18 protein-coding genes are annotated in these 24,809 nt (G+C 73.1%); 6 read left to right on the top strand and 12 right to left on the bottom strand.

Annotated elements, in window-relative coordinates; all coding sequences use genetic code 11:
- Position 1 precedes the first annotated feature (1 nt).
- The 7 genes from ABIH81_RS21305 to ABIH81_RS21275 all read right to left on the bottom strand — a co-directional run bounded on the left by ABIH81_RS21305 (position 2) and on the right by ABIH81_RS21275 (position 9,925).
- Entirely contained in the window at positions 2-1,156 is a 1,155-nt protein-coding gene (locus ABIH81_RS21305; RefSeq protein WP_349876651.1) for a glycosyl hydrolase, read from the bottom strand.
- Positions 1,150-3,030 (bottom strand): glycosyltransferase family 2 protein, encoded by a 1,881-nt coding sequence (locus tag ABIH81_RS21300; RefSeq protein WP_349876650.1) that lies wholly within the window; start codon positions 3,028-3,030, stop codon positions 1,150-1,152. The genes ABIH81_RS21305 and ABIH81_RS21300 overlap by 7 nt, the downstream gene beginning before the upstream one ends.
- Before the next feature lie 94 nt (positions 3,031-3,124).
- A complete protein-coding gene (locus ABIH81_RS21295) occupies positions 3,125-4,231 on the bottom strand; it encodes a glycosyltransferase family 39 protein (RefSeq protein WP_349876649.1) in 1,107 nt (368 codons plus the stop codon).
- Positions 4,232-4,434: 203 nt separating this feature from the next.
- Positions 4,435-6,759 carry a glycoside hydrolase family 3 N-terminal domain-containing protein gene (locus ABIH81_RS21290; protein WP_349876648.1) on the bottom strand — a complete coding sequence of 775 codons (2,325 nt, stop codon included), beginning with the start codon at positions 6,757-6,759 and terminating at the stop codon, positions 4,435-4,437.
- Positions 6,760-6,798: 39 nt separating this feature from the next.
- On the bottom strand, positions 6,799-7,665 hold the full coding sequence (locus ABIH81_RS21285; RefSeq protein ID WP_349876647.1) for a carbohydrate ABC transporter permease: 867 nt from the start codon (positions 7,663-7,665) through the stop codon (positions 6,799-6,801).
- Positions 7,662-8,660, bottom strand: a complete 999-nt coding sequence (locus ABIH81_RS21280) for a sugar ABC transporter permease (RefSeq protein ID WP_349876646.1) — start codon at positions 8,658-8,660, stop codon at positions 7,662-7,664. The genes ABIH81_RS21285 and ABIH81_RS21280 overlap by 4 nt, the downstream gene beginning before the upstream one ends.
- Positions 8,657-9,925: an extracellular solute-binding protein gene (locus ABIH81_RS21275; protein WP_258544822.1), complete on the bottom strand. Its 1,269-nt coding sequence runs from the start codon at positions 9,923-9,925 to the stop codon at positions 8,657-8,659. The genes ABIH81_RS21280 and ABIH81_RS21275 overlap by 4 nt, the downstream gene beginning before the upstream one ends.
- 177 nt (positions 9,926-10,102) lie before the next feature.
- On the opposite strand from ABIH81_RS21275, the gene ABIH81_RS21270 reads away from it, so the two are divergent.
- Complete coding sequence (locus ABIH81_RS21270; RefSeq protein ID WP_349876645.1) at positions 10,103-11,107, top strand: LacI family DNA-binding transcriptional regulator; 1,005 nt, start codon at positions 10,103-10,105, stop codon at positions 11,105-11,107.
- Positions 11,108-11,317: 210 nt separating this feature from the next.
- Positions 11,318-12,511, top strand: coding sequence for an endo-1,4-beta-xylanase (locus ABIH81_RS21265; protein WP_349876644.1), 1,194 nt, complete (start codon positions 11,318-11,320; stop codon positions 12,509-12,511).
- Between the two features lie 66 nt (positions 12,512-12,577).
- Here the strand turns inward: ABIH81_RS21265 and ABIH81_RS21260 are convergent, their stop codons facing one another.
- The 4 genes from ABIH81_RS21260 to ABIH81_RS21245 form a co-directional block, all read right to left on the bottom strand.
- Positions 12,578-13,138, bottom strand: coding sequence for a DUF5872 domain-containing protein (locus tag ABIH81_RS21260; RefSeq protein ID WP_349876643.1), 561 nt, complete (start codon positions 13,136-13,138; stop codon positions 12,578-12,580).
- 37 nt (positions 13,139-13,175) lie between these two features.
- Complete coding sequence (locus tag ABIH81_RS21255) at positions 13,176-13,706, bottom strand: hypothetical protein (protein ID WP_349876642.1); 531 nt, start codon at positions 13,704-13,706, stop codon at positions 13,176-13,178.
- A gap of 67 nt (positions 13,707-13,773) precedes the next feature.
- Positions 13,774-14,487, bottom strand: a complete 714-nt coding sequence (locus ABIH81_RS21250) for a hypothetical protein (protein WP_349876641.1) — start codon at positions 14,485-14,487, stop codon at positions 13,774-13,776.
- A complete protein-coding gene (locus tag ABIH81_RS21245; protein ID WP_334458787.1) occupies positions 14,480-15,085 on the bottom strand; it encodes an RNA polymerase sigma factor in 606 nt (201 codons plus the stop codon). The genes ABIH81_RS21250 and ABIH81_RS21245 overlap by 8 nt, the downstream gene beginning before the upstream one ends.
- Before the next feature lie 40 nt (positions 15,086-15,125).
- Between ABIH81_RS21245 and ABIH81_RS21240 the strand changes: the two genes are divergently transcribed.
- Together ABIH81_RS21240 and ABIH81_RS21235 are read left to right on the top strand one after the other, a co-directional pair.
- Positions 15,126-16,700, top strand: a complete 1,575-nt coding sequence (locus tag ABIH81_RS21240) for an FMN-binding glutamate synthase family protein (RefSeq protein WP_349876640.1) — start codon at positions 15,126-15,128, stop codon at positions 16,698-16,700.
- Positions 16,701-16,756: 56 nt separating this feature from the next.
- Entirely contained in the window at positions 16,757-17,959 is a 1,203-nt protein-coding gene (locus ABIH81_RS21235; RefSeq protein WP_349876639.1) for a sugar efflux transporter, read from the top strand.
- Between the two features lie 12 nt (positions 17,960-17,971).
- Here ABIH81_RS21235 and ABIH81_RS21230 read toward each other — a convergent pair whose 3' ends face one another.
- On the bottom strand, positions 17,972-18,622 hold the full coding sequence (locus ABIH81_RS21230) for a class I SAM-dependent methyltransferase (protein WP_349876638.1): 651 nt from the start codon (positions 18,620-18,622) through the stop codon (positions 17,972-17,974).
- Between the two features lie 176 nt (positions 18,623-18,798).
- Between ABIH81_RS21230 and ABIH81_RS21225 the strand changes: the two genes are divergently transcribed.
- Both ABIH81_RS21225 and ABIH81_RS21220 read left to right on the top strand, forming a co-directional pair.
- Positions 18,799-19,029 carry a DUF2188 domain-containing protein gene (locus tag ABIH81_RS21225; RefSeq protein ID WP_071094595.1) on the top strand — a complete coding sequence of 77 codons (231 nt, stop codon included), beginning with the start codon at positions 18,799-18,801 and terminating at the stop codon, positions 19,027-19,029.
- A 235-nt stretch (positions 19,030-19,264) separates the two neighbouring features.
- Positions 19,265-24,727 (top strand): carboxyl transferase domain-containing protein, encoded by a 5,463-nt coding sequence (locus ABIH81_RS21220; RefSeq protein ID WP_349876637.1) that lies wholly within the window; start codon positions 19,265-19,267, stop codon positions 24,725-24,727.
- The last annotated feature ends 82 nt before the right edge of the window (positions 24,728-24,809 follow it).

Genomic DNA, 24,809 nt, shown 5'->3' with positions numbered 1-24,809 from the left:
GTCAGGGGCCTTCGCGTGGCCGTACCGCCGGCGTCCAGGTGACGTCGTAGCGCTCGGCGGCCACCGCCTCGGCGAACGCGGTCGCGGCAGCCGGTGAGCCGGCGATACGCCAGTCCTCCTCCTTGTCCACCTCGAACCAGATCAGCCCGATCAGGTTCGGATAGCGGGGCAGGGCGCGGAACGTTTCCCGGATCCACCGCGCCTTGTGCACGGCGGCGTCGGCGGCGCCGGTCTCGGTGACCACGAGCGGCTTGCCGGTGAACTTGCGGATCTCGGCGATCGTCGGGCCGAAGATCTGGTCGAACGACCAGTACGTCTTGATGAAGGCGCCGGTGCCGTAGTAGCCCGTGACGCCGACCCAGTCGACGTACTCGTCGCCCGGGTAGAGGCCGGTGAGCCCGGCGGTCGTCTTGTCCCAGCGGGCGTTCGGGCTCCACACCCAGGTGACGTTCGTGGCGCCGGCCTCGGCGAAGACGTCGTGCACGTGCCGCCAGGCCCGGACGTAGTCGCCGGGGCGGTTGCCGTTGGCCCGCTCGCACCAGGGGTACCAGTCGCCGTTCATCTCGTGCGCGAAGCGGATCGCCACCGGGTAGCCCAGCGACCGGACGCCGTCGGCCCAGGAGCGCAGGTAGGCGTCGAAGTCGCCGCGCGCGATGCGGGCCAGCCGGTAGTCCGGCTGGGTGGCGCGCAGCCGGTCGATCTGCCGGTCGGTCAGGCCGGTGCGGCGGGCCGCCCGGTCGATCGTGTGGTCCCACGGCTCCCAGCCGAGCATCGGCATCATGCCCCGCTCGGCGATCCGGTCGAACAGGCTCCGATCGAACGCGGCCGACTCCCAGTCGGCGCCGAAGAGCATCACCTGCGGCGAGCGCCCGGCCGCCTCGGCGAACCGGTCGACCGGCGCGAAGTCGTACGGTCCCTCGTCGGTCATCACCCCGAAGAACGCCTGCCCGTCCGGGGGGAACGGGCCGCCGCGCGGGCTCGGCACGACGGCCGCCGGCACGTCGGCGGTCGCCTGCGGCGTCGCCGGGGCGGGCCGCTGCGCCGAGGCGTCCGTGCCCGGCTCACGCCACGCGCCCGGCGCCACCACGAAGGCGTACGCGAGCAGCAGCAAACCGGTCAGCGCCAGGCCCACCCGGGGCAGCGTCGGCCTCAGCACGGCACACCGCCGTCGGTCACGGGCCGGGGCACCACCTGGGGCTCCCGGGCCAGGTCTGCGGTCCGGTCCCGGCGGGCCCGCAGACTCTCCACCCAGGAGATCAGCGGCGGCGCGAGCCCGGTCAGCAGCGTCAGCACCGGCCAGACCCGCAGCAGGGGGTAGTCGTGGTCGAACGCGAAACTCGCCGCGAGCAGTCCGGCGGCGGCGAGCGCCCAGCACAGGTGCAGCCGGAACGTGCGCGGCGACTCGACGGTGCGCAGCGCGCCCTTGGCGGTGACCACGAAGCCGAGCTTGCGGCGCAGCAGGGCGCCCACGGCCGCGGCCACGTAGACCGGTCCGGCGAACAGCGCGAGCGCCATGCCGGCCATGCCCACCTCCTCCCGCTCGTGCGGGGCGATGTTGAAGCGGCGCAGCCACAGCCAGAGCAGGAACCAGGCGCCGATGGTGGAACCCCACAGCGTCGCCCAGACCTGCGGGTCGAGGCGACCCGCGTCGACGCCGGTCAGCAGGTACAGCGCGGTTGCGGCGTTGCCCAGCAGCAGGCTCACCGCCACGCTCGGGTAGTAGAACTGGAGCAGCCGGTACTGCCAGCGACGGCGGGACGGCAGCTCGCGCGGCATGCGCAGCTCGCGCCGGAGCAGGATCTCGCAGATCCCGGCCGCCCAGCGCTTCTGCTGGTTGAAGTAGTCCGCCCAGGAGGTCGGCCCCTCGCCGAGCGCCACCACGTCCGGGGTGTAGACGCCCTTCCACCGGTTGCCGGTGGCCGGGTTGACGGCCGCGTGCACCCGGATGCTGGTGAGGTGGTCCTCGATGATCGAGTCCTGGTAGCCGCCGATGGTCCGCCAGGCCGCCGGCCGGTAGAGGTGCCCGGTGCCGGTCAGCAACGGCGCGTCCAGGCCGTTGCCGCCCCGGGCGATCAGCCCGTTGTAGAGGTACTGCTGGACCGAGGCGCCGTGGGCGACGAAGTTCTGGTGCATGTTCCCGTACACCTGGGGGGTCACCACGAACGCGACGTCCGGGTCGCGGAAGTAGCCGAGCGTGCGTTCCAGGAAGTTCGGCAGCGGCACGTGGTCCGGGTCGACGTTCGCGACCACGTCGTAGCGGTGTTCGTGCTCGGCCCGCCAGGCGTTGTGGTTGCCGGACTTGGTCCGGGCCCGGAACTCGCCGCCGGGCCGGTTGTACTCGGGCCGGCCCTTGCGGGTGAAGTGCCGTACGCCCACCCGCGCCGCCATCGCCCGTACCGCCGGGTCGTCGCCCTCGTCGAGGATCCACACGTCGACGTGCCCGCAGTAGACGATCTCGCGGAGCCGGCGCAGCGTCCGCTCGGCGACCTCGAGCGGCTCCTTGCTCGGCACGATGGTGGTGAGCAGCGCGACCCGCAGGCCGACCGGCGGGTCGACCGGCACCGGATCCCGGGCGTGGAAGGCGAAGACCCAGACCACCACGTTCTGCGCCAGGCGGATCAGCTCGACGCCGACGACGACGCAGAACGCGAGGCGAGCGGCGACGGTCTGCCAGCCGCCGAGCCCGACCACGCCGGGGCCGGGCACGTGCTGGGGCAGCAGCAGCCAGCCGACGAAGACCAGTCCGGCGGCGCTGTTGACGAGCACCAGCAGCGTCAGCACCAGCCGCGCGGCGACCGAGGCGGTCGGACGGAACTCGACCGGCGCGTCGGGGCGGCGGGGCGGGCGCAGCGGGCCGGCGGTGGCGCCGCAGCGCGCGTAGGCCAGGCGGGCGCGGACGTTGCGCTGCCGGCGGTCCGGATCGGCCGGTGCCCCGGGCGGGGCGGGCGCGATCGGGCGGGCGCCCGGTGTCCCGGCCGTTGTGGCGCGGGACGGGCGTGTGTCAGCGGCGACGGCCACGTTTCCCCCCATGGTCAGCATCCGGCTCAAAAGCCGAACTGAATGCTAAGCCGACAATCAACTACAGAAGGTGTGAATCAGGCAGAGATCGCCCGTTCGTCGACGGTCACGACGGGAGCTGCGCCGCCACCCCGAGCAGCGCGACGAGCGCCAGCACGGCGAGCGTGCCGGCGGCACGCGCCCGGGACAGGGCGACCCCGCCGAGCACCGCCCACGCCGGCACCGTGAACAGCAGGTTCGCCGCCGACCAGACCGGCACTGCCTGCGCCAGCGCCAGCAGGGCGAGCGCCGGCACCAGCGCCCAGGCGGTGCAGATCGCCGCGGGGTACCGCAGCGGGAGGCTGAACAGGGCCAGCCCGGCCAGCACACCGCCGAGCGCGGCGACGCCGAACAGTTCCCCGGGCGTGGCCGCGAGCACTGCGGCCACGGGCCGCGCGCCGGACGCCAGGTGCCCGCCGCCGCGCAGGGCGGAGCCGAGCAGCGCGGCCACCGGGAGCAGCCCGAGGGCCACGGCGGCGAGCCACCGGAGAGCACCGCGGCGACGGAACGCCAGCACGACCCAGCCGTGGCCGGCGAGCAGCAGCAACGCCACCGGCTGGCACAGGCCCAGCAGCAGCACCGCGCCCGCGTAGGGCACGAGCCGGCGCGCACACGGCCGGTCGAGCGCGGGCACCAGCAGCCAGGTGGCGAGCACGGCGGCGAACATCGCCGGGGCGTACGGCTGCGCCTCCTGCGCGTACCGGATCGAGGTCGGCAGCACCGCGAAGACCACCCCGGCCGACAGGCCGGCGGCGGGCGTGGCGATCCGGGCGGCGAGCGCGCCGACGAGCGCCGCGGCCCCGACCATGGCCAGCAGGGACGGTACGCGCAGCGCGAGGTCCGCCGCGCCGAACAGCGCCGCCCAGCCGCGCATGAGCAGGTGGTACGGCCCGAGCGCGACCTCGTCGCCGGCCAGCGCGGCGCCGATCCCCGGCCAGTGCGACGTGGCCGCGCGCCGGGTCGCCAGTTCTCCGGTGCTCGGCCCGGATGTCGTGATCCGGGCGGCGCCGAGCGCGCCCATCAGGACCGCCGGCACCAGCCACGCCGCGATCCGCCAGCGGCGCCCGCCGGGCGCGGCGCGGCCGGCGGCCCGGCGCGGCCGGTCCTCGCCCCACGGATCCTCGACCGCTGCGTCCCCGAGCCGGGGCAGGACCATGGTGTCCGCGTCCATCATCGTTGACTCACGCATCCCTGTGGGTGCCGGCGACCGGGATCCAGCCGGCCGGGCGGCGAGACGCGACCCGCGCGTGGCGGGCGGCACCGTCCCGGGTCACGGGCTGGATGACATCCTGGAGCCTACTGAGTCAAAAACGACATAACGCCAATATGAGCCGAAAGGGTCCGCCGACCGCCCCGTGGACGACCGGCGGACCCGGCTCAGCGGAGGCCGGTCGTCGTCCAGCGGGGCGAGTCGGCGGTGATCGCGGCGGTATCACCGGTCAGCGTCGTCCGAGCCTGGGCGTCGCGCCGGGCGCTCGTGCCGACCCAGACGTCGACCTCCCCGGGCTCCACCACGCGGGTGAGCGTGCGGTCGGTGAACGCCAGCCGGGTGGTGGGGACGGTCAGATCGACAGTGACCGAGGCGCCCGGCTCCAGGCGCACCCGCCGGTAGCCGAGCAGCTGCGCGACCGGCCGGGTCACCGAGGCGACCAGGTCGCGGCCGTAGAGCTGCACCACGTCGTCACCGGCGACCGGGCCGGTGTTCGTCACGCGCACCGACACCCGCAGCGCCCCGTCGGTCGGCACCTCGGCCGGCACGGTCAGATCGGTGTACGCGAACGTGGTGTAGGACAGCCCGTGCCCGAACGGCGCCACCGGCGTCGCCGGCAGGTTGGTGCCGTTCATGCCCTCCCCCAGCTCGGGGTGCAGGTACGAGTACGGCTGCGCGCCGGCCGAGCCGGGCAGGCTGACCGGCAGCCGGCCGGACGGGTTGACCCGCCCGGAGAGCACACCCGCGATCGCCCCGGCGCCCTCCTCGCCCGGGAAGAACGTCTGCACCACCGCCGCGCACCGGGAAAGCGCCCAGCCGAGCGCGTACGGGCGGCCGGTGAGCAGCACCAGGACGACCGGGGTGCCGGTGTCCAGCACCGCCTCGACGAGCTGGCGCTGCACGCCGGGCAGCTCCAGGTCGTCCCGGTCGCAGCCCTCGCCGACGGTGCCGCGGCCGAACAGGCTGGCGTGGTCCCCGACGACGAGGACCGCCACGTCGGCGGCGGACGCGGCGGCGACCGCCTCGTCGAACCCGGACCGGTCCGCCGAGTCCACCTCGCAGCCGGCCGCGAAGGTCACCCGGCCGGCGCCGAACTCGGCGCGCACCGCCTCCAGCACGGTCGGCACCTCGAAGCCGGTCTCCACACCCGGGTGGTGGGCCAGCACGTGGTTGAGGAAGGAGTAGCAGCCGAACAACGCGCCCTGCCGGTCGGCGTTCGGCCCGACGACCGCCACGCGGCGGCCCGCCGGCAGCGGGAGCACGCCCTCGTTGGCGACCAGGACGACCGACTCCTCGGCGAGCCGGCGCGCGATCGACCGGTGCTCCGGCGAGTCGAGGTCGACCGCGCCCGGCGGCTCGTCGTCGAACGTCGCGTCGAGCAGTCCGAGTTCCTGCTTCTGGCGCAGGACGCGCAGCACCGCCCGGTCGACCAGCGCCTCGTCGACCTTGCCGGCCCGCACCGACTCGGTCAGGGTCAGGTAGGCGTCGCCGGTGGGCAGCTCGATGTCGAGGCCCGCGCTCAGCGCCTGCACTGCCGCGTCCGCGTTGTCGGCCGCGACGTGGTGCAGCAGGTTGAGGAAGGCGACCCCGTAGTAGTCGGCCACCACCGTCCCGTCGAAGCCCCACCGGTCCCGCAGCAGGTCGGTGAGCATGGTCGGGTCGGCGGCGACCGGCACGCCGTCGATCTCGGCGTACGAGTGCATGACGCTGCGCGCGTCGCCGTCGAGGAGCGCCATCTCGAACGGCGGCAGCAGCACGTCGGCGAGTTCCCGGGGACCGGCGTGCACCGGGCCGAAGTTGCGCCCGGCCCGCGAGGCGGAGTAGCCGGCGAAGTGCTTCAGTGTCGCGAGCACGCCCTGCGACTGGAGTCCCCGCACATACGAGGTGCCGATGGTGCCGACGAGGTACGGATCCTCGGCGATGCACTCGTCGACCCGGCCCCAGCGCGGATCCCGGATCACGTCCAGCACCGGGGACAGTCCCTGGTGGATGCCGAGCGCGCGCATCGAGGCCCCGATCGCCGCCGCCATCTCGGTGACCAGGTCGGGGTCGAACGCGGCGCCCCAGGCCAGCGGCGTCGGGAAGGTGGCCGCCTTCCACGCCGACAGGCCGGTCAGGCACTCCTCGTGCACGATGGCCGGGATGCCCAGCCGGGTGCCCGTCACCAGATCCCGCTGGAACTTCCACAGCCAGGCCGCGCGGGCCGCGGCGTCGACCGGGCGGGTGCCGTAGGCGCGGGTCAGGTGACCCAGCCCGTGGCGGGAGAAGTCCTCGAGCCGGCCGGTGTCGGCGAACTCGCCCTGCAGGGGCGCGACCGCCTCACCGTCCTCCTTCTCCCAGAACCCGACGAGCTGCGCGACCTTCTCCTCGATCGTCATCCGAGCGAGCAGTTCCCGTACGCGCGTCTCGGCGTCGTGCCCGTCCGGCCGGTCGTGGTCCGAACCTGCCTGAGCCGGTACCGGCCCGTCCACCACCGCGTGGACCTCTGTCATGGTGTGCCTTTCCACTGGTTGTGCTGGTACCGCTGCCGCTCAGCCCTTGACCGCGCCCTGGAGACCGCCCACGATCTGCTTCTCCGCCAGGGTGAAGAACAGCAGCGCCGGCAACATCGCCAGCGACGTGAAGGCGAGGACCCCCGCGGTGTCGGTGGTGTACTGGCTGGAGAAGTTCTGCACGCCCAGCGGCAGGGTGTGCAGGTTGACGTCCCCGAGGACGAGCAGCGGCAGGAGGAACGCGTTCCAGCTCGCCACGAACGCGAGGATGCCGACGGTGACGACCGCGGGCCGCGACAGCGGCAGCACGATCCGCCAGAGGAAGCCGAGCCGGCCGGCGCCGTCGATGGCGGCCGCGTCCTCCAGCTCCCGCGGGATGGCCGACAGGAACGGCCGCAGGATGACGATCGTCAGCGGCAACGAGAAGGCCACCTGCGGAAGGATCACCGCGTAGTAGGAGTTGATCAGGTTCAGGTCGCGCAGCATGAGGTACAGCGGCAGGATCGCCGCGCCGGACGGGAACAGCAGGCCGAGGGTGAAGAAGGTGTAGAGCCCCTCGCGGCCCCGGAACGTGTACCGGGCGAGCACGAACGCGGCGGCCAGGCCGAGCACCACCACGCCGAGCGTGGTGCCGAGGGCGACCACGGCGCTGTTGAACGCCTGCTTCCAGAAGTCGCTCTGCGTCAGCACCCGGTAGTAGTTGTCCCAGACCCACGGGTCCGGCAGGCCGGCCGGGTCGTCCACGATCTGCGGCGTGGTCCGGAAACCACCGACGATGACGTACACGACGGGTGCGATCGACACGGCCGCGACCGCGAGCGCGAGCGCGTACGTCAGCGGCGTGTTCCACTGCACCGGCCGGCGCCCGGCCGAGGGGGCGGGTACGGAGTTCACGGCCACTGTCACTTCCCCTTCCGGGTGATGGCGCCCTCGATGTCACGGCGGAGCAGGAAGCGCTGGAACAGCAGCGCCGCGACGAAGGAGACGGCGAACAGGATCACGGCCACCGCGTTGCCGTAGCCCCACAGCCGGGCGAAGAAGCCGTTGTCCACCATGTACGTCGCCATGGTGGCCGAGGCGCCGAGTGACCGCACCGCGGGCACCGAGGTCACCCAGATCATCTCGAAGGCCTGCAGTGATCCGATCATCGACAGGAACATCCAGATCCGGATGGTGGGGCCCAGCAGCGGAAGCGTGACGTGGCGCTGGATCTGCCACCAGCTCGCGCCGTCGATCTCCGCGGCCTCGGTCAGCTCGGGCGGGACGTTCGACAGGCCGGCGAGCAGCAGGATGATGGCGAAGCCGACGTACTTCCAGGTGAGGACGAACAGGATCGTCCAGATGACGATGTCGAGGTCGGCGAGCCACGCCTGCACCAGGCCGCCCAGCCCCAGTGACCGCAGCAGCGCGTCGACCGTCCCGTTGTCGGTCAGCAGCAGCTTCCACATGATGCCGACGGTGACCTCGGCGAGCACGTACGGCACGAACACCAGCAGGCGGAACGCCGAGCGCCCGCGGAAGCGGCGGTTGAGCAGAAGGGCGATGCCCAGCGCGATCGGTCCCTGGATCAGCAGCGACCCGAACACGATGATCGCGTTGTTGCGCAGCGCGTCCAGGAAGATCGGATCCTGGAAGGCGAGCGTGTAGTTGCGGAAGCCGACGTACTCGGTGGGCGGGCCGACACCGCGCCAGCGGAACAGGCTGTAGTAGAACGCGAAGCCGATCGGCACCAGCACGAACATCACGTAGATGACGATCGCGGGCGTGGTCAGCCCGATGATCTCGTACCACTTGCGACGGGTCTCGGCGCGGCGGGAGGCGGCCCGTGCGCCGGGCCGGAGGCCCGCCGGCGGCGCGGTCACGCCGCCGGCGGGCATACGGGTCTGCGATGCGGACGTCACTTGCTTGCGGCCGCCTTCATGGCCGAGACGACCTTCTCAGGTGTCCCGTTGCCGGCGAAGATCGCGACGATCGCGTCGTTCATCGCGTTGCCGACGGTGCTGCCGAAGGCGGTGTCGAGCCAGAGCTGCACGTAGGTGGCCGAGGAGGTGGACTCCAGGATGGACTTCAGGGCCGGGTCGGTGACGCCGTCGGCCGCGCCCTTGGCGACCGGCAGGCCGGTGCCGGTGGCGGCGTAGCCCTTCTGCACCTCGGGGCTGACGAGGTACTTGAGGAACTCGACGCACTCGGCCGGGGCGTTCTTGGAGCAGGCGAACCCGTCGCCGCCGCCCAGGGCGGCCTTCGGGTCACCGGCGGAGCCGGAGATCGCCGGCACCGGGAACCAGCCGAGGAACTTGCCCAGGGCCGCCTTGTCGGTGGCGACGGTGTCCAGGGTGCCCCGGTTCCAGTCGCCCATCAGCTCCATCGCGGCCTTGCCGTTGGCGAGCAGGCCGTTGGCGCTGGTCGGGTCGTTCTGGCCCGGCGTGGCGATGAAGTTGTTCTGGAACGGCTTGGTGTCGATGAACGCCTTCAGGTCCTGGCCGGCCTTGACGAAGCACGGGTCGTCGAAGGTCCGGTCGGTGCTGGCCTTCTTCAGCGTGTCGACCGAGCAGGCACGCAGCGCGAAGTTGTACCACCAGTGCGCGGCGGGCCACTTGTCACCGGCGCCGAGGGCGATCGGGACGACGTTGATGGCCTTGAGCTTGGTGACCGCGGTGTTGAGTTCCTCGAAGGTGGTCGGCGGCGCCGTGATGCCCGCCTTCGCGAACATGTCCTTGTTGTACCAGATGCCCTCGATGCCCATCCGGTACGGCAGGCCGTACTGCTTGCCGTTGACCTGCCAGATCTCCGAGGCGCTACCGATGTCGGCCACCTCGTCCTTCACCTGGTCGGTGATGTCCTTGAGGTAGTCGGCCTCGACCTGCTCGCGCATCTCGCCGCCGCCCCATGCCTGGAAGACGTCCGGCGGGTCGTTGCTCAGCAGCGCGGCGGGGAGCCGGGTGCGCTGGAGCTGGTTCGTCTCGATCGCCTCGATCTCGATCTTGACGGTCGGGTGGGCTGCGGAGAAGTCCTTGGCGACCTTCTCCCAGTACGTCTTGCCGGGCCCGTCCTGCGAGGCGTTGTGCCACCAGGTCAACGTCACCGGGTTCTTGTACAGCTCGCTCTCGGCGGCCTTCTCCTCCTCGCCACCGCCACTGCACGCGGAGGCCAGCAGAGCGCTTGTCACAAACAGTGCCAGGACGGCACCAGCACGGCGCTTCATCGCCATAGATGTCTCCTCGACCACTTAGCCGGGTTACCTGCGGGGGAGTTTTACAGGGCCGTAACGTGAAGTCAATCGGTATCGATAACGTTTTCGACATCGTCTTCGATCGCCCCGGGAGAGCCCTCTATCATCGTCGGCGTGGTGTTCGAGCAGCGCGTCAAGATGTCGGACGTGGCACGTACGGCCGGCGTCTCGGTGGCAACCGTATCGAAGGTTGTCAATGGCCGGTACGGCGTCGCGCAAGCCACCGTCGAGCGCGTCCAGCAGGTCATCCACGAACTCGGGTACGAGGCCAGCCTCGGGGCGCAGAGCCTGCGCAGCCACCGCACGAACGTGCTGGGCATCCTGGTCGCCGAGTTCGAGCCGTTCTCCACCGAGCTGCTCAAGGGCGCGTCCCGGGAGGTCGCCGGCAGCGGCTACCAGCTGCTCGCCTACTCCAGCGGTGACGGCGAGGGCGCGGCCATAGGGTGGGAGCGGCGGTCCCTCGCGCGACTGTCCGGCACCCTCATCGACGGCGCGGTGATCGTGACGCCGACAGTGGTAGAGACCAAGCACGGCTTCCACGTGGTGGCCGTCGACCCGCACACCGGCCCGTCCGGCCTGCCCACCGTCGACTCCGACAACTTCGCCGGCGCGGTGCTGGCCACCGACCACCTGCTGTCACTCGGCCACCGGCGGATCGCGCACATCAGCGGCCGGCCCGACCTGGAGTCGGCCCGCCTGCGCGAGGCCGGGTTCCGCAAGGCGATGGCCGACGCGGGCGTGCCGGTGGACGAGCAGCTCGTCCGGGTCGGCGGCTTCCGCACCGAGACCGCCGCCAGCACGGCCGCCGAACTGCTCGCGCTCCCCGACCGGCCGACCGCGATCTTCGCCGGCAACGACCTCTCGGCCATCTCCACAGTCGACGTCGCCCGCGGCCTCGGCCTCGGCGTACCGGACGACCTGTCGGTCATCGGCTTCGACAACATCCCGGAGTCGGCGCTCGTCGACCCACCGCTCACCACGATCCGGCAGCCGCTGCAACGCATGGGCGCCGAGTCGCTCCGCCTGCTGATCGACCTCATCGCGGGCGTCGAGCGGGACACGCACATCCAGCTTCCCACCGAGCTGGTCATCCGCGCCTCCTGCCGCCCGCTGCGCTGAGGCGCCACCTCACCCTTCCGATCCGGGTGATTGACGGACTGCTATCGACGTCCGTAATGTTTCGGGCTACTTCCGGAAGGCAGACCGGAAGTTTCGGAAGCCCGCACCGTCCGTCCACCCGGGCGCCCGCCGGTCCGTTCCACGCCGCGGCGTTCCCGGCACCGCCACCGCCGGCCCCCGGCCGCGCGCACCCTCCCGAAAGGAACGACCATGAAGCTGAGACGCTGGCTCGCCGCCGGCGCTGTCGCCGTCGCGACCGCCACCGCCCTCAACGTCGTCCCCGCGACGGCCGGACGGCCGTACGACCCGGCCGCGCAGAGCCTGCGCGAGCTGGCCAAGCGCCACGGCCTGTACGTGGGCACCGCCGTGGACATGGCCGCCCTCAACGACACCGCCGAGCCGCGGTACCGCGAGCTGGCCGCGTCCGAGTTCTCCACGGTCACCGCCGAGAACGTCATGAAGTGGGAGAGCCTCGAACCCACCCGGGGCACCTACAACTGGGGTCCGGCCGACGAGCTGATCGACTTCGCCCGCAAGAACAACCAGCGGGTCCGGGGCCACGTGCTGGTCTGGCACAACCAGCTTCCCGCGTGGCTGACCAGCGGCGTCGCGGACGGCTCGATCAGCAAGGCCGAGCTGCGCCAGATCCTGCGCAACCACATCACCGCGGTGGTCACCCACTTCAAGGGCAAGATCTGGCAGTGGGACGTGGTGAACGAGGCGGTCAGCGACCCCTGGGACACCCCGTCCACCCTGCACTACAAGGGATTCTGGGCGCAGAACCTCGGGCCCGGCTACATCGCCGACGCGTTCCGCTGGGCCCGCGCCGCCGACCCGAAGGCGCTGCTGTTCTACAACGACTACAACATCGAGGCGTTCGGCTCCGGCAACCCGGCCGACGACAAGACGCAGTTCGTCTACGACATGGCCCGTGACCTGCGGGCCAAGGGCGTGCCGATCGACGGCGTGGGCGCACAGGGCCACCTGGGCACCCAGTACGGCAACTTCAGCACGCTCCAGGTGGCCGCGGCCCTGCGCAAGTTCGCCGGGCTCGGGCTGGCCACGGCCCTCACCGAGGTGGACGTGCGCAGCCAGATCACCGAAGGGGTGGAGGCCGGCGACTCCGCGGAGATCAACCCGAGGTTGCAGGCGTCCGCGGCGAACTTCAGCGTGCTGATGCAGGCCTGCCTGGCCGAGCGGCACTGCCTGTCGTTCACCCTCTGGGGCTTCACCGACAAGCACTCCTGGGTACCCGGCGCGTTCTCCGACCCGCCGGAGGGCCTGGCCACCGTCTACGACGAGAACTACCAGCCGAAGCGGGCGTACCACGAACTGAAGGCCGACCTGATCTTCTCCGGTCCGCCCTACGTGCTGCCGCGCATCCCGCAGCACCCGCGCCGCTGACCGTCGCGCGGAGGGGCCGGCCTGCGGGCCGGCCCCTCCGTCGCGGTGCGCCACCGGGGTGCGCGCTCACGCCGCCCGGCGCCGGCCCAGTTCCGACTCCAGCCGTCCGATGAGCGTCTTGCGGGCCTTGCCGCCGCGCTCCCGGCGCAGCGCCGCGCCGAGCTGACGGGTGTCGAGGTCGCGGACCAGCTTGACCGCCTCGGTCACCGGCAACTCGTTGATCTGCTCGGCGGCCGTGGCGTCCCGGCGGGCCCGCTTCGCCGGGCCGGTGTTCGGCACGTACTGGCGGCCGGAACGCGAAGCGCGGCGCTTACGGGTGTCGGTGGCGCGCCGCTCGTTCTCCGACAGCTCCTCCCACGCCTGCTTTGGCAGGTAGCGGCGCGTTTCGCCGCCGTTGCGGGCGCGCGTGTCACCGCTGCGGGTCTGCCACTTCTCGCCGCCCCAGCGTTGCAGCGAGCGCTGCCGTGCGTCCTTCGGGCCCTCGAATCCCCCGCCGGCCTTCTTGTACTCGTTCGTCAGCAGCTGCGACTTACGGGCCGACCACTGCCCCGGCCGTCCGCCCTTGTCGGAGGCGCGGATCTCGGCCTTGAGGCGCTCCCGCAGTTCCGGCTCGGTGTACTTCGCCATGACGCAGCGTTACCCGGACCGGCAGCGGCCATGCCGGTCAGCCGGAGGCCGGCCGATAGACCAGATCCATCGTGTCGGTGCGGCCGGACCAGTCCAGTCGCAGCCGCCAGCACCCGGCGGCCGGCAGGTCGACGATGGACGGCCCGGGTCCACCCTCCACCCGGCGGACGACAGGAGCATCTGTCCCGTCGAGCGTCGCGGTGATCACCAGGGGCGTCCGCTGCGCCGGCTCGGACCGGCCGGGCTCGGGGCGGGCCACCCAGAGGATCTTGTTGTTCGCGCCGTCGCCGCGCGCGTGCACCAGCGGGTACGCGAACAGGATCGCGACGATGCCGCCCCGGGCGCCGAAGACGTGCCGCACCCGGGTGTCACCGGTGAACCCGGCGTCCGCCCAGTCCGGCAGCCGGCCGGTCTCCAGCCGCTCGGCGCAGGCGGCCGGCCCGGCCGGTTCCGTGGCGGCCGTGGTGGCCGGGCCCGTGGCCGGCGCCCCGGCCGGGACCGCGGCCGGGCCGGTGCAACCGGCCAGCAGCAGGACCGGCACCAGCAGGACTCTTCTCGGAACGGACATCCGGCCTCCCCCGTCGACGACTCTCGTCATCAGGACACCGCCCGGCGCCCCGAGGTTCCCGCCGCGCTCACTCCACCGAGGACGCCACGTCCAGCGCCTGCTCCCGGGTGAGGGCGCCCTCCAGCCGGTAGCTCACCCCGGACCGCTCCCAGATCAGCGTGGCGGCGGACAACCGCGCGGTGGCGACGCGTTCCGTCCCCGACCGGTCCACGTACGCCAGCGCGTGCGGACCGCCCACCCAGATCGCGAACTCGCCGCCGACCTGGGTGAGCGTCACGTCCGCCCCGGCGGAGCGCTTGTGGAACACGATGTCGAGTGAGCCGTCGAACGCGTCCAGCCGCACCGTCCCGCCCCGGTAGAGCAGGCTGACGACCCGGTGGGCGCCGGCGCCGTCCGGATCGGCGACGAGCACGCGTTCCGGCGGGCCGAGGCGGGCCGGCACCCGGATCGGGAAGCGGACCTGCCGCTGCGCCTCGGCGAGCGCGACCTCGTGCTGCGCGGGCAGCGGCGAGGGCGTACCGGTGGGTGGCGGCGCGGGCGCGGTGTCGACGACGACCCCGGAGATCCGCAGCAGCCCGGTCACCGCACCGGCGAGCGCGGCCCGCCCCGGCGGCAGCGCCGCCACGAGCAGGGCGGCGAGCGCGGCGGCCAGCACGTACCGCCACCGGCGGCGCGGCGCGGGCGCGTCGAGCCGGGCGCGGACCCGCGCGGTGAGGTCGGGCGTACGCGCCGGCTCCAGCCAGCCGGTCAGCTCACGCAGCTCCCGTTCCAGATCAGCCACGGTGCGCCACCTCCCGGTCCAGCAGGGCACGCAGCTTCGCCAGCGCCCGGTGGGTCCGTGACTTCACGGTGCCCCGGGGCAGCCCCAGCACGGTCACCGTCTCGTCCTCGCCGAGGTCGAGCAGATAGCGGCAGACGATCACCTCGCGGTCGCGCCCGGGCAGCCGGCGCAGCGCCTCGACCAGCGCGGCCCGGCGCTCGGCCGCCAGCACGGCGTCGAGCCCGTCGTCGGCGGTGACCGTCGCGACCGGGTCCGCCGCCGCGCGCAGCGTCAGCCCGTCGCGCCGGGTGCGCGTCCGGTGCAGGTTCCGGGTCTCGTTGGCGACGATCGCGAGCAGCCAGGACCGGAACGACGCCTCGCCCCGGTAACGGGACAGCTTCCGGTACGCCTTCACGAACGCCTCCTGGACCACGTCCTCGGCGTCCGGGCCGGCGCCGAGCAGCACCGCCGTCCGGTACGCGGACGCGGTGTGCCGGGCGACCAGGGCGTCGTACGCCTCCCGGTCGCCGGCGCGTACGCGGGTGACGAGTTCGTCGTCGTCCAGGGCAGCCTCCGTCGGTCCGCTTCCATGACACCGCTCGCGCCGCCCGGGTTCCACCGGGAGTTTGGCCGGGTGCCGGGGCGGAAAGAGTGGCGGGATGAGCTGGGCGAAGAGAGCCGTACCCGCAGCCGTCGCCGCCGTCGCCGCGCTGGCGGCGCGGGACCTGCTGCAACGCGACCACGCGCTGCGCCGCAACTTCCCGGTGCTGGGCCGGGCCCGATACCTGATCGAGTCGATCGGCCCGGAGCTGCGGCAGTACATCGTGGCCGGCAACGACGAGGAGCGGCCGTTCACCCGCGACCAGCGGCGCTGGGTGTACGCCTCGGCCAAGCAGGAGAACAACTACTTCGGTTTCGGCACCGACAACGACATCGAGCACACCTCCGGCTATCCGATCATCAAGCACCGCACGTTCGGCCGGACGGTCCCGCCGTCGGCGCCGACCGCCGGGCACGACGTGACGCTGCCCTGCGCCAAGGTGCTCGGCGCGGCACGCGGCCGGGCACACGCGTTCCGGCCGGAGTCGGTGGTGAACATCTCCGGGATGAGCTTCGGGTCGCTGTCCGGCAACGCGGTGGAGGCGCTCAACCGGGGCGCCGCGCTGGCCGGCTGCCTGCACAACACCGGTGAGGGCGGGCTGTCGCCGTACCACCGCAACGGCGGTGAACTGGTCTTCCAGCTCGGCACCGCGTACTTCGGCTGCCGGGACGAGCAGGGCCGGTTCAGCCTGGAGCGGCTCAAGGACCTGGTGGCGTCGGCGCCGGTCCGGGCGCTGGAGATCAAGCTCAGCCAGGGCGCCAAGCCGAGCCTCGGCGGTCTGCTGCCGGCGGCGAAGGTGTCCGCCGAGATCGCCGCCACCCGGGGCATCCCGGAGGGACGCGACTGCGTCAGCCCGTCCCGGCACGCCGAGTTCTCCGACTGCGACAGCCTGCTGGACTGGGTGGAGCTGCTCGCCGCCGAGACCGGGCTGCCGGTCGGCATCAAGTCCGCCGTCGGCGACCTGGGGTTCTGGGAGGAGCTGACCACGCTGATGCGCGACACCGGCCGCGGCGTGGACTTCGTGACCGTCGACGGCGGCGAGGGCGGCACCGGCGCCGCGCCGCTGATCTTCAGCGACTCGGTCTCGCTGCCGTTCCAGCAGGGCTTCTCCCGGGTCTACCGGACCTTCGCCGAACGCGACCTGCACGAGAGCGTGGTGTTCGTCGGCGCCGGCAAGCTCGGCCTGCCGGACAACGCGGTGGTGGCGTTCGCGCTCGGCGCCGACATGGTCAACGTCGGGCGGGAGGCGATGCTGGCGATCGGCTGCATCCAGGCGCAGAAGTGCCACACCGACACCTGCCCGACCGGCGTCGCCACGCAGAACGCCTGGCTGGCCCGGGGTCTGGACCCGGCCCGCAAGTCGGTCCGGGCCGCGAACTACATCCGTACGCTGCGCCGCGACCTGGTCAAGGTGGCCGAGGCGTGCGGCGTCGAGCATCCCGGGCTGATCGGCACCGACTCGGTGGAGATCCTCGACGGCCGGACCTCCTCGATCCCGCTGGACCGGGCGTTCGGCTACCGGCCGGAGTGGGGGATGCCGTCGGCAGCCGACCGGGCGGAGATCGTCCGGCTGATGACGGCCGAGGCGCCGCAGGGCGGCAGCGCGCCGCCCTCCCCCACCGCCGTCGGCTAGTCCGGGCGGCGGAAACTCGGTCGGCCGCCGCACCGCCGCCGCGTACAGTCCGCCGCATGGCTGTGGACACGAGGCCGGCGGTACGCGCCGGCCGCTTCCGGCTGCTCCCGCTGGGTGTGGTGTTCCTGACCGTCGGCCTCTCCACCGCCGTGGTGCTGCCGTTCCTGTCGCTGTTCCTCGACCGCGAGGTCCGCGCCGACCCGGTGCGGGTCACCGTGTTCCTGGTCGTCGCGCCGCTGTCCGGGGTGGTGGCCTCCGCGCTCGTCGGCCGGCTGTCGGACCGCCTGCCGATCCGGCGCGCGCTGCTCGTCGGCGCCGCGCTGGCCGGCGTGCTGGGCGCGGGCCTGACCGCGTACGTCCGCGACTACTGGATCCTGCTGGGACTCACCGCGACCGCCACGGCGCTGGCGAACTCGCTGTTCCCGCAGTCGTTCGCGTACACCCGGGCACTGTTCGACAGGGACGATCCGGCGCGGGCGGCGTTCGGCGTCAGCCTCATGCGTACCGTGTTCTCGCTGGCCTGGGTGGCCGGGCCGGCGCTGGCCGCGGTGCTGCTCGACGTCGGCGGTTTCCGCTTGGTCTACGGCATGGCCGCCGTCATGTACGCGCTGGCCGCGCTGGTGGCCGCGTTCCGGCTGGAGGAGCTGCCGCTGCCGGCGCGGCCGGTCGCGGGCGATCCGGACGGCGCCGCGCCCGGCCCGCCCGGCGCGTCCCGGCTGCGGCTGGCGTCGACGGCGCTCGCGTTCGTCCTGCTCCAGTGCCCGCTGACGCTCGCCGTGCAGGCGTTGCCGCTGTTCATCGACACCGAACTGGACGACGACCCGGCCCGCGCCGGGCTGGTGCTGGGCCTGTGCGCGGCGCTGGAGATCCCGCTGATGCTCGGGCTGGGCGCGCTGACCGCGCGGGTCCGGCTGCGGACGATGGTCCTGCTCGGCGCCGTGTGCGGGATCGCCTACTACGCGACCGCCGCGACGGCGCCGGGCGTTCCGGTCCTGTTGCTCGCGCAGCCGGTGAACGCGCTGTTCATCGCCGCGGTGTCCGGCGTCGGCATCGCCTACGTGCAGGATCTGCTGCCGGGCGAGCCGGGCCGGGCCACCACGCTGTTCACCAACACGTTCCCGATCGGCGCCATGCTCGCCGGGCCGCTGCTCGGGATCTCCGCGCAGGTCGGCTACCGGTGGGCGTACGGCATGAGCACCGCGCTGTGCGCGGCCGGGCTGCTGGTGCTGCTGGTGACCCGGCCGCGGCCCCGGGCCTGACCGGCGCGGCGGTCAGCGCCGCCGCACCAGCACCACGTGGTCGATCAGCTCGCCGGTCTGCCCGTCCGGGCCGGTGGCGGTACGGCGCGCCGCGCCCAGCCGCTCGGTGTCCCAGCCGTCCGGGTCGAGGTTCATCGCGGCCAGGATCTCCTCCGGTTCGGCGAACCGGTGGTGGCCGGTGTCGGGCCCGGCCCAGGGCGGCGGCGCGCCGTGCTCGACGACGAGCAGCCGGCCGCCGGGCGCGACCGCCTCGGCCGCCGGCGGCAGCACCTTCTCCCGGGGCAGCACCAGCGGCGACTGGAAGAACTGCGCGGACACCAGGTCGTACCGGCCGGGCGGGAAGCCCTGGGTCAGGTCGTGCCGGACGGCGGTGATCCGCTCCGCCACCCCGGCCCGCCCGGCCTCCACGGTGAGTCGGTCCAGCGCGACGGACGAGATGTCCACGGCGGTGACCCGCCAGCCCTTCGACGCGAGCCACACCGCGTCGCCGCCCTCACCGCTGCCCAGGTCGAGCACGGTGCCCGGCGTCAGCGCGCCGGCCACCTCGGCCAGGACCGGGTTCACCCGGCCGCTCCAGATCCGGTCCCGCTGGCCGTACCGCTCGTCCCAGAACCGGGCCGGGTCGGTGTCCGCCGCCGGATGCTCGTGGTGGTGCCCCGTCATGTCTGCCTCCTCGCCGCCGGGCCTCTGGTGTCCGGGCCCCGCCATCGTGCGCCGCCGCCCGCCGGACAGCAAGGAACCTTGCCGTTCCGGCAAATCACTGAGCGACCGCAGGATTAGCACACCGCGCCCGTGGGCAGACATTTGTCATCAGGCACACGAACGAGGGAGCTGACGGCATGGCGAAGGGCGACATCGACACCTACCAGCAGGACGGGCAGTGGAAGAACCGCCCGGAGGGCAACGAGCGCGCGACCAGCCGCCACGACACCAAGGCGGAGGCCGAGGCGGCCGGCCGGGAGATGGCGGCCGAGCGCGGCACCGAGCACGTGATCAAGAAGCAGGACGGCACGATCGGCGAGAAGAACACGTACCCCCGCAGCCGCGACCCCCGGGAGATCCCGGGCTGAGCACGCAGCGCAGGCGATTCACGGCGCCGGATCCGCTCGGGTCCGGCGCCGTATCGCGTACCGGCGGGTAGTGAGTGGCTGGCTAAAAACTTTTGTTCGGTTCCTACAACGGTCCCCGCTCAGGCTTCGGCCGTTACGACATGGCGCCGCCCGCGCACAGGCGGAAAGGTGAGGCGAGCCGGGGGCATCGCCGCGCCCGGCGCGCAGGAGTGGGTCAACCGAAGGGGACGGTCACGTGTTCACCCGTGTCGCCATCGTCAACCGTGGTGAGGCCGCGATGCGGCTCATCCACGCGGTCCGGGAACTGGCCGCGGAGACCGGCAGCCGGATCGAGACCGTCGCGCTGTACACCGACGTCGACCGTACCGCCACCTTCGTCCGCGAGGCGGACGTCGCCTACGACCTGGGCCCCGCCTCCGCCCGCCCGTACCTCGACCTCAAGGCCCTGGAGCGCGCGCTGGTCGAGACCGGCGCGGACGCCGCGTGGGTGGGCTGGGGTTTCGTGGCCGAGGACCCGGCCTTCGCCGAGCTGTGCGAGAAGATCGGCGTGACGTTCGTCGGGCCGAGCCCGGACGCCATGCGCAAGCTCGGCGACAAGATCGGCGCGAAGCTGATCGCCGAGGAGGTCGGCGTGCCGGTCGCGCCGTGGAGCCGCGGCGCGGTGGAGAGCCTGGAGGACGCGCTGCGCGCGGCGGCCTCGATCGGCTACCCGCTGATGCTCAAGGCGACCGCCGGTGGCGGCGGGCGCGGCATCCGGGTGATCCGCAGCGACGCCGAACTGGCCGACGCCTACGAGCGCACCAGCCAGGAGGCGGCGCGGGCGTTCGGCAGCGGCGTGGTGTTCCTGGAGCGCCTGGTCACCGGCGCCCGGCACGTCGAGGTCCAGGTGATCGCGGACGGTCAGGGCACCGCGTGGGCGCTCGGGGTACGGGACTGCTCGGTGCAGCGGCGCAACCAGAAGGTGATCGAGGAGTCCGCCTCGCCGGTGCTGAGCCCGGAGCAGACCGCGGAGCTGAAGGCGTCGGCGGAGCGGCTGGCGGTCGCCGTCGGTTACCGGGGCGCGGCCACAGTCGAGTTCCTCTATCACCCGGGCGACCGGCTGTTCGCGTTCCTGGAGGTCAACACGCGCCTTCAGGTCGAGCACCCGATCACCGAGTCGACCACCGGGTTCGACCTGGTCAAGGCGCAGCTGCACGTGGCCGGCGGCGGCCGGCTGACCGGTGAGCCGCCGGTCGAGCGCGGGCACGCGATCGAGGCGCGGCTCAACGCCGAGGACCCGGACCGCGACTTCGCCCCCTCCCCCGGCCGGATCACCCGGCTCGACCTGCCCGCCGGGCCGGGTATCCGGGTCGACACCGGGGTCAGCGAGGGCGACACCATCCCGGCCGACTTCGACTCCATGATCGCCAAGATCATCGCGTACGGCCGGGACCGCGACGAGGCGCTGGGCCGCCTGCGCCGGGCGATGGCGAACACCACTGTGGTCATCGCCGGCGGCGCGACGAACAAGAGCTTCGTGCTCGACCTGCTCGACCAGCCCGAGGTGATCGACGCCAGCGCGGACACCGGCTGGATCGACCGGGTACGCGGCGAGGGCCGCCTGGTCGCGCACCGGCACTCCGCCGTGGCGCTCGCCGCCGCCGCGATCGAGGCGTACGAGGAGGACGAGACCGCCGAACGGCAGCGGCTGCTGTCCACCGCGGCTGGTGGACGCCCGCAGGTGCAGCACCGCAGCGGCCGGCCGCTGGACCTGAAGCTGCGCGGCGTGACCTACCGGATGCGGGTGGCCCGGGTCGGCGCGCACCGGTTCCGCGTCGGTGTCGAGGCCGGCGGCGACGTCCGCACCGCCGACGTCGAGCTGGACCGCTTCGACCGGCACACCGGCCAGATCGCCGTCAACGGCGCCCGGTTCCGCCTGCTCACCGACACCCACGGCCCGGTCCACCTGGTCGAGGTGGACGGCGTGACGCACCGGATCAGCCGCGACGAGGGCGGCGTGCTGCGCTCCCCCATGCCGGCGCTCGTGGTCGCCACGCCGCTTCAGGTCGGCGCGGAGGTCGAGGCCGGCGCGCCGGTGCTGGTGCTGGAGGCGATGAAGATGGAGACGGTGCTGCGGGCGCCGTTCCGGGCCCGCCTCAAGGAGTCGTCGGTGGCGGTGGGCACCCAGGTGGAGGCCGGGGCGCCGCTGCTGCGCCTGGAGCCGATCGCGGAGTCCGGCACCGAGGCGGCCGCCGGCCCGGCCGGACCGGCGGTCGAGCTGGACCTGCCCGCGGCGCCCGCGGACGTGCCGGCCCGGTCCCGGGCCGAGCGCGGCCAGGAGGACCTGTGCGCCCTGCTGCTCGGCTACGACGTGGACCCGCACGACGAGCGCCGGGTGCTCGACGACTACCTGGACGCGCGGCGGGCGGCCACCGAGGCCGGGCACCGGCCGCTGGCCGAGGAACTGGAACTGGCGAACGTCTTCGCCGACCTGGCCGAGCTGAGCCGTAACCGGCCCGGCGACGACGGGCCGGGCGGGCACGTGCACAGCGCCCGGGAGTACTTCCACACGTACCTGCAGAGCCTCGACGTCGAGCGGGCCGGTTCCCCGGAGTCGTTCCGGGCCCGCCTGGCGAAGGCACTCGCCCACTACGGCGTCACCGAACTGGACCGCTCCCCCGAGCTGGAGGCCGCGGTCTTCCGGATCTTCCTGGCCCAGCAGCGGGCCGCCGCCGATGCCGCGGTGATCGCCGCGCTGCTGCGCTCCTGGCTGCGCGAGCCGCCGCCGGACGAGGCGCTGCGCGAGCCGGCCGGGCTGGCGCTGGAGCGGCTCGTCGCGGCCACCCAGGTCCGCTTCCCGGTGGTCGCCGACCTGGCCCGGGGCGTGGTGTTCGCCTGGTTCGCCCAGCCGCTGCTGCGCCGCAACCGGGCCCGGGTCTACGCCCAGGTCCGCACCCACCTGCGGCACCTCGACGCACAGCCGGACGCGCCGGACCGCGCCGAGCGGATCGCCGAGATGGTCCGCAGCACCGAACCGCTGGTCCGGCTGCTCGGCCAGCGCCTGGTCCGCAACGACGTGGACAACGCGGCCATGCTGGAGGTGCTGACCCGCCGCTACTACGGCAACAAGGCGCTCACCGAGGTCCGTACCCGCACCGCCGGTGGTTGCACGTTCGTGGTGGCCGGGCGGGACGGGTCGAGCGTGGTCTCGGCCGCCGTACGCTTCGACGCGCTCGGCGACGCGCTGCGCGGCCTGGCCGAGGTGGCCCGGGACTGCGAGGCCGTCGACGCGGACGTCTACCTGGCCTGGGAGAACCAGCCCGAGGACCTGGACGCCACCGCCGCCGCGCTGCTCGACGTGGTCAACGCGCACCCGCTGCCGCAGCAGGTACGCCGCCTCACCACCACCGTCGCCGGGCGCGGCGGCGCGGTGATGCACCACCACGTCACGTTCCGCCCGGCCGAGGGCGGCGGGATGGCCGAGGAGCGGCTGATCCGCGGCCTGCACCCGTACATCGCGCAGCGGATGCAGCTGGAACGGCTGCGCGAGTTCGACCTGACCCGGCTGCCGTCGCTGGACGAGGAGGTCTACCTGTTCCAGGCGGTCGCCCGGCAGAACCCGTCCGACCAGCGGCTGGTGGCGTTCGCGCAGGTACGTGACCTGACCGAGCTGCGGGAGCAGGACGGCCGCCTGGTGGCGCTGCCGACCACCGAGGACACGGTGGCTGCCTGCATCGACTCGATCCGCCGGGCGCGGTCGCGGCGGCCGTCGAAGTCGCGGTTCCCGACCAACCGGATCGTCGTCTACGTGTGGCCGCCGAGCGAGCTGACCCGCGAGGAGATGGAGCTGATCGCCGGGCGGGTACGCCCGACCACTGTGGGCGCCGAGCTGGAGGAGATCCTGTTCATCGCGCGGCAGCGCGACCGCCGTACCGGCGAGCTGACCAAGGTGGGCGTGCGGATCACGTTCGACGTGACCGGGCACGCGCGGCTGACGGTGGGCGAGCCGCCGGCCGAGCCGGTCGAGCCGCTGGACGACTACCGGCTGAAGGTGCTGCGGGCGGCCGGGCGCAACACGGTCTACCCGTACGAGCTGACCGGCCTGCTGGGCGACTTCGCCGAGCACGATCTGGACGCGGACCACCGGCTCGTGCCGGTGGACCGGCCGAAGGGCCGCAACACCGCGGCGATCGTGGCCGGCGTGGTCACCACGCCGACGACACGGCATCCGCAGGGCGTGACCCGGGTGGTGCTGCTGGGCGACCCGACCAAGTCGCTGGGCGCGCTGTCCGAGCCGGAGTGCCGGCGGGTGATCGCCGCGCTGGACCTGGCGCAGCGGATGGGCGTGCCGCTGGAGTGGTACGCGCTGAGCGCCGGCGCCCGGATCTCGATGACCTCCGGCACCGAGAACATGGACTGGGTGGCCGCGGCGCTCAAGCGCATCGTCGAGTTCACCCAGGACGGCGGTGAGATCAACATCGTGGTGGCCGGCATCAACGTCGGCGCCCAGCCGTACTGGAACGCCGAGGCGACGATGCTCATGCACACCAAGGGCGTGCTCGTCATGACGCCGGACTCGGCGATGGTGCTCACCGGCAAGCAGTCGCTCGACTTCTCCGGCGGCGTCTCCGCCGAGGACAACTTCGGCATCGGCGGCTACGACCGGGTGATGGGCCCGAACGGGCAGGCGCAGTACTGGGCGCCGGACCTGCCGGCCGCGCGGGACGTGCTGATGGCGCACTACGACCACACGTACGTCGCGCCGGGCGAGCACGCCCCGCGCCGGGCCGTCACCATGGACCCGGTGGACCGGGACGTCTGCGGCTACCCGCACGCGGTGGCCGGCAGCGACTTCGCCACGGTGGGCGAGATCTTCTCCGCCACCGCGAACCCGGACCGCAAGAAGCCGTTCGACATCCGTACCGTCATGCGGGCCCTCGCCGACCAGGACCACCCGGTGCTGGAGCGGTGGGCCGGCATGGCCGACGCGGAGACCGCTGTGGTGCAGGACGTGCACCTCGGCGGCATCCCGGTGTGCCTGCTCGGCATCGAGTCCCGCTCGGTGCCCCGGCACGGCTTCCCGCCCACCGACGGCCCGGACACCTACACCGCGGGCACGCTGTTCCCGCGCTCGTCGAAGAAGGCCGCGCGGGCGATCAACGCGGCCAGCGGCAACCGGCCGCTGGTCGTGCTGGCCAACCTGTCCGGCTTCGACGGCTCACCCGAGTCGATGCGCAAGCTGCAACTGGAGTACGGCGCGGAGATCGGCCGGGCGATCGTCAACTTCCGCGGCCCGATCGTGTTCTGCGTGATCTCGCGCTACCACGGCGGCGCGTTCGTGGTCTTCTCCAAGGCGCTCAACCCGGACATGACGGTGCTGGCGATCGAGGGGTCGTTCGCCTCGGTGCTCGGTGGCGCGCCCGCCGCCGCCGTGGTGTTCGCCGGCGAGGTCGCCGCCCGCACCGCCGCCGATCCCCGGGTACGCGACCTGGAGGCGATGGTCACCGCCGCGGCCGGCACCGAGCGGGCGACGCTCACCGCCGAGCTGGACGAGCTGCGCTCGTCGGTGCGGGCGGAGAAGCTGGGCGAGGTGGCCGCCGAGTTCGACCGGGTGCACAGCATCCAGCGCGCGGTCGAGGTCGGTTCGGTCGACGCGGTGATCCGCGCCGCCGAGCTGCGTCCCCGCGTCATCGAGGCGATCGAGGCGCGCCTGCGCTGACACGTTCCACCGCCGGACGGCGGGCGGGCCCGCGGGTCCGCCCGCCGTCTCGCGTGCGCCGGTGCTTGACGGCCACCGGCCG

Source organism: Micromonospora sp. HUAS YX12 (genome assembly GCF_040215685.1).
Lineage (GTDB): Bacteria > Actinomycetota > Actinomycetes > Mycobacteriales > Micromonosporaceae > Micromonospora > Micromonospora tulbaghiae.
The sequence above is the reverse complement of the archived record's forward strand: the minus strand, read 5'-3'. Positions and strand labels throughout refer to the sequence as shown.

Coding starts and splice junctions, on each gene's coding strand:
- ABIH81_RS21225 (WP_071094595.1), top strand. CDS start 18,799: ATGGCGAAGGGCGACATCGACACCTACCAGCAGGACGGGCAGTGGAAG.
- ABIH81_RS21255 (WP_349876642.1), bottom strand. CDS start 13,706: ATGTCCGTTCCGAGAAGAGTCCTGCTGGTGCCGGTCCTGCTGCTGGCC.
- ABIH81_RS21230 (WP_349876638.1), bottom strand. CDS start 18,622: ATGACGGGGCACCACCACGAGCATCCGGCGGCGGACACCGACCCGGCC.
- ABIH81_RS21290 (WP_349876648.1), bottom strand. CDS start 6,759: ATGACAGAGGTCCACGCGGTGGTGGACGGGCCGGTACCGGCTCAGGCA.
- ABIH81_RS21265 (WP_349876644.1), top strand. CDS start 11,318: ATGAAGCTGAGACGCTGGCTCGCCGCCGGCGCTGTCGCCGTCGCGACC.
- ABIH81_RS21240 (WP_349876640.1), top strand. CDS start 15,126: ATGAGCTGGGCGAAGAGAGCCGTACCCGCAGCCGTCGCCGCCGTCGCC.
- ABIH81_RS21235 (WP_349876639.1), top strand. CDS start 16,757: ATGGCTGTGGACACGAGGCCGGCGGTACGCGCCGGCCGCTTCCGGCTG.
- ABIH81_RS21300 (WP_349876650.1), bottom strand. CDS start 3,030: ATGGGGGGAAACGTGGCCGTCGCCGCTGACACACGCCCGTCCCGCGCC.
- ABIH81_RS21260 (WP_349876643.1), bottom strand. CDS start 13,138: ATGGCGAAGTACACCGAGCCGGAACTGCGGGAGCGCCTCAAGGCCGAG.
- ABIH81_RS21295 (WP_349876649.1), bottom strand. CDS start 4,231: ATGATGGACGCGGACACCATGGTCCTGCCCCGGCTCGGGGACGCAGCG.